Raw genomic sequence first — 3,686 nt, 5'->3', positions numbered from 1 at the left:
ATCACGATAGTCTCCAGCTATTAAAGCTATTCCTTATGCAGATTTGACAGCTGTTTACCTAAACAGTTCCCGGAAGGAAGTATAAAATCAATCCGGCACAACAAAGCTCCGACCTGCAAAGAAAACCAGAACTTTCTTGAGTAAATTATCAGAACGAAAATTTACCGGATAATGCCATGGGTACGGATCAGTTCAGGACTGTAATCAAGGCAACGCATGTCTTCAAAGTTCATACCATAAGGTTTGCCAGGCGAGCCACTAGGAGGCTGACCGAGAATAGCGTCCGAGCATAAAATTCAGTAGAACGAGTCAGCTTTTTCACTGAATTTGTGCGAATAGTTGACCTATTTAAGCAAATTCAGTGGAAAAGATGGCCATTCTTTCTGGATTTTAGGCCGGGCTGTCTATTCTCGGTCAGCCTCCTAGTCATGATAAAGGCAGGTACATCTTTAAAGATGGTGGTATTACCGGCACTCATACTGTAAGTGCCGATTTTACAGAACTGGTGAATGGCCGTGAAACCACCCAGAATCACACCATCGCCAATGGTCACATGGCCGGCCAGCGTGGAGTTGTTCGCCATAATACAGTCATTGACAATGAATAAACGACACTATGAAAGGAGTTTGTAAATTTTAATTCATTCGACTTAAATATCGCTTTTAATAGTCACTCATTGACGTATAATCGGCTCACGATAGTACTTTTATTGTCGTCTGCAATAACAATAAATGAGAAATAAAGATGATACGGAAGCTGTCTCTGTCCAGGTTTACCCTGGCTTGTGGAATCCCTTCAATTCTGGCCTCTGCTGTTGCTTTTGCGCAACCGAATATGCCACCAGCCAACGCTTACCTGGCTGACTCACCCTATCCTATTACTCACGTAACCAGCGCTCAGCAGGGAGCTGTTGACCAACTTGGTCCTGTCAGTGACTCACGGCGCCTGAGCGATCAGGAAATTCAATACCAGTATATTGGCCCTAACCAATTGATTGTGACCCTATCCGGACAATACCCCGATGGTCGCAGGGTTCTCTGGTCCGCAGGTGCGGACAGGGTAGTCAAACAAGATTATGACTCCTTTGAAATGATCGACTCCTTCATGACCCGTGAAGATCAGGGTTGGGATAGCGAATGGGCAGAGGAGCGGGAAAGAAAAGTCTCCTCAGGATTTGAGCCCCTGCGTATCATCAATGCTATACAGGAAATGTACCGCTTTGCCGAAGCCGGATCTCTTTATCCTCTCATCGATAAAGATAACCGCTTTTATCTCGGCAGAGATGACGGAAACATTGTCGCCTATGGTGACAAGGTTGAAGGTGACCCATCCTCACCTATCGAGCAAAAATACAATTACAAAATTGCAGCACCGGTAACCGGCAGGGTCACTGGTATCAATATGTCCTACGATGGCTATTTAATCGCCGTTACCGATGATGGCTGGGTCGTGGCTATGAGCCGTGATTTCAAACAGCAATACCAGGCCAAGCTAAACTTTGCACCGGAGCAGTCTCAGAATAAGGACGACCCACTGAATGGCTGGGTTAGAAACTCTTTTGCAGTCGATGAAAAAGGCCTGGTGTACATTGCCAGTACAGAACATATGCACGCCATAAAATGGACTGGAAATGGCTGGTCAAAGGCACCTGAAGACGGCGCATGGTCTGCACCCTATTCAAACAGCAAGGGTCGTGGTACTGGCTCAACACCATCACTGATGGGCTTTGGCGATGAAGACAAACTGGTAGCCATTACTGACGGCGACGACCTGATGAATCTGACCCTGTTTTGGCGAGAAGCTATTCCTGAAACCTGGAAAGGCCTGCCTGGTGAAGATCGTCGTGTCGCAGGAAAAATTGCTGCTAACATGGGCAACCCTGATCTGAAAGAAGTTCAGTCTGAACAGTCTGTCGCTGTTTATGGCTATGGCGCAGTCATTGTTAATAATGAGCCCCCAAGCCTGCCCTTCTATTTGCCCAACATGTTCGCCCCTGTATTTGCAGGATTGCTGGCCAACGAAGATGAATATCGCCCACTGGGTATTCAGAAGTTCCAGTGGAATCCTGAAAACCGCACACTGGAAGAAGCCTGGGTCAATGTTGATGTCAGCTCACCTAATTCCGTTCCTATTATCTCGGCACAGAATAATATTCTCTACACGGCGGGAACAAGGGATGGAGAGTGGACTATGGAAGCAATTGACTGGACCAGTGGCAAAGAAAAATTCCACTGGATTCTGGGCCCGAACAAATACAACACTAACTTTGCACCTATTGCTATCGACCCTGAAGGTCGTCTGACCTACGACAGTACCTGGGGACGTGTGCGACTCAACCCTGAAGGTTAAACCGTTAAAAGAGGGGGTTAAAAGAGAGGGTTAAAAGCCCTCTCTTATACCAATCGTGCTTTCTAACTACCGTAATGAGCATGGCAAGCTGGACGGCAGAACAAGGCGGAACGACGAATAATAGCTAGTATTACGAGGAGTTCCAACGCAGGGCTGGTGTTCAGATTGTCAGCGCAAAAGCGTAGTTAGAAAGTACGACTGGTATTAACCCGCATGCAAAGGTAAAGCAATGATACTGGAAGTCGCCATCCTGGATGTGAAACCGGGACAGGAAGTCGAGTTTGAAAAGGCTTTTGCTCAGGCACAGAGCATTATAGCCAGTATGAAAGGTTACCTCTCCCACCAGCTTCAGAAATGCCTGGAGAAAGACAACCGTTATCTGCTTTTGGTGAACTGGGAAAGACTGGAAGATCACACAGAAGGTTTCAGGGAGTCAAAAGAATATCAGCAATGGAAACAATTACTGCACCACTTTTATGAACCTTTTCCTGAGGTAGAACATTATCAGACAGTGGTCAGTTCGTGAATCTTTTGAAAAGCTAATGCAGCCAACCGTTATACCCGATACCGTTCGCACTGAACCTGTCGAAGTGCATTTCCCATATCCTTCGAAGTCTGCAAGGCAAAAAGGCAGCGAATATACCCATTGGATTTCAAGATGCTACCAGGCGACAAGTGAGCGAAGCCCTGTGAGCCTACAAGTAGTAGGTGATCAGGGTGAGCGAACGCTGGCAACAACGTAGCATCTTGAAAGGCGATGGGTATAGTTCAAACAACGAGTAAGGCGAACTTAGCCCTTGCCGAGGCAGCGCAAAAAATGTCCAGAAAACTCTTGCCATATCACTCTAAAAACGGATTTTATTTCGGGACAGTTCCTAAATCAGATCCAAGAATAGTCATTCCCATGATAAAAGTACTTAACCATCTGGATTCCCGTTAACCTGTGAGCCTCAATGAACCGGGTGTCTGGGTTTCTGGCACCTATAAATCTCGATTTGGGATCACTGTGTAGATCTATCTGCGTCGGGTGCTTTATCGCTTTTTCCAGAAAATTCTCTGCAGTCTTTTTAACATAAAAGCTACTGTTTTCCCCACGCCATAAAGTACGTTCTGATACGCTATTGATGGAGTCATACTTTCTTACCAAGTGATAATAATCATCCTCGGCCTTGCCGGTGACCAAATAGTCATAACAATGTTGCCTTGCTCTCACCATAGGTTCTTGCCATGAGAGAGGATATCCGCAACCTCGCCTTAGTTCTTGGTTTAAAACATTGAGCTCCTCAACAATCTTACCCTCAGATTCAGCGCAATGTTTTGAATTTACAATTTTCGAA

Annotated in this window: 4 protein-coding genes; 2 read left to right on the top strand and 2 right to left on the bottom strand. The window is 46.0% G+C overall.

The features are described 5' to 3' along the window. Nucleotides 1-358: 358 nt before the first annotated feature. Nucleotides 359-583, bottom strand: a complete 225-nt coding sequence (locus GZ78_RS06565; protein WP_034833625.1) for an LbetaH domain-containing protein — start codon at nt 581-583, stop codon at nt 359-361. Between the two features lie 161 nt (nt 584-744). Here GZ78_RS06565 and GZ78_RS27230 point away from each other — a divergent pair, with 161 nt between their 5' ends. Further along, complete coding sequence (locus GZ78_RS27230) at nt 745-2,349, top strand: hypothetical protein (protein WP_051785887.1); 1,605 nt, start codon at nt 745-747, stop codon at nt 2,347-2,349. A 229-nt stretch (nt 2,350-2,578) separates the two neighbouring features. Continuing rightward, entirely contained in the window at nt 2,579-2,875 is a 297-nt protein-coding gene (locus GZ78_RS06555) for an antibiotic biosynthesis monooxygenase family protein (protein WP_034833624.1), read from the top strand. Between the two features lie 354 nt (nt 2,876-3,229). Here GZ78_RS06555 and GZ78_RS30210 read toward each other — a convergent pair. Further along, nucleotides 3,230-3,686, bottom strand: a 457-nt coding sequence (locus tag GZ78_RS30210) for a hypothetical protein (RefSeq protein WP_236631489.1), incomplete at its 5' end; no start/stop codon positions are given.

The sequence above is a fragment of the Endozoicomonas numazuensis genome (assembly GCF_000722635.1).
Taxonomy (GTDB): domain Bacteria; phylum Pseudomonadota; class Gammaproteobacteria; order Pseudomonadales; family Endozoicomonadaceae; genus Endozoicomonas_A; species Endozoicomonas_A numazuensis.
This window is presented reverse-complemented; position numbering and strand designations above follow the sequence as displayed.

Coding starts and splice junctions, on each gene's coding strand:
- GZ78_RS06565 (WP_034833625.1), bottom strand. CDS start 583: ATGGCGAACAACTCCACGCTGGCCGGCCATGTGACCATTGGCGATGGT.
- GZ78_RS27230 (WP_051785887.1), top strand. CDS start 745: ATGATACGGAAGCTGTCTCTGTCCAGGTTTACCCTGGCTTGTGGAATC.
- GZ78_RS06555 (WP_034833624.1), top strand. CDS start 2,579: ATGATACTGGAAGTCGCCATCCTGGATGTGAAACCGGGACAGGAAGTC.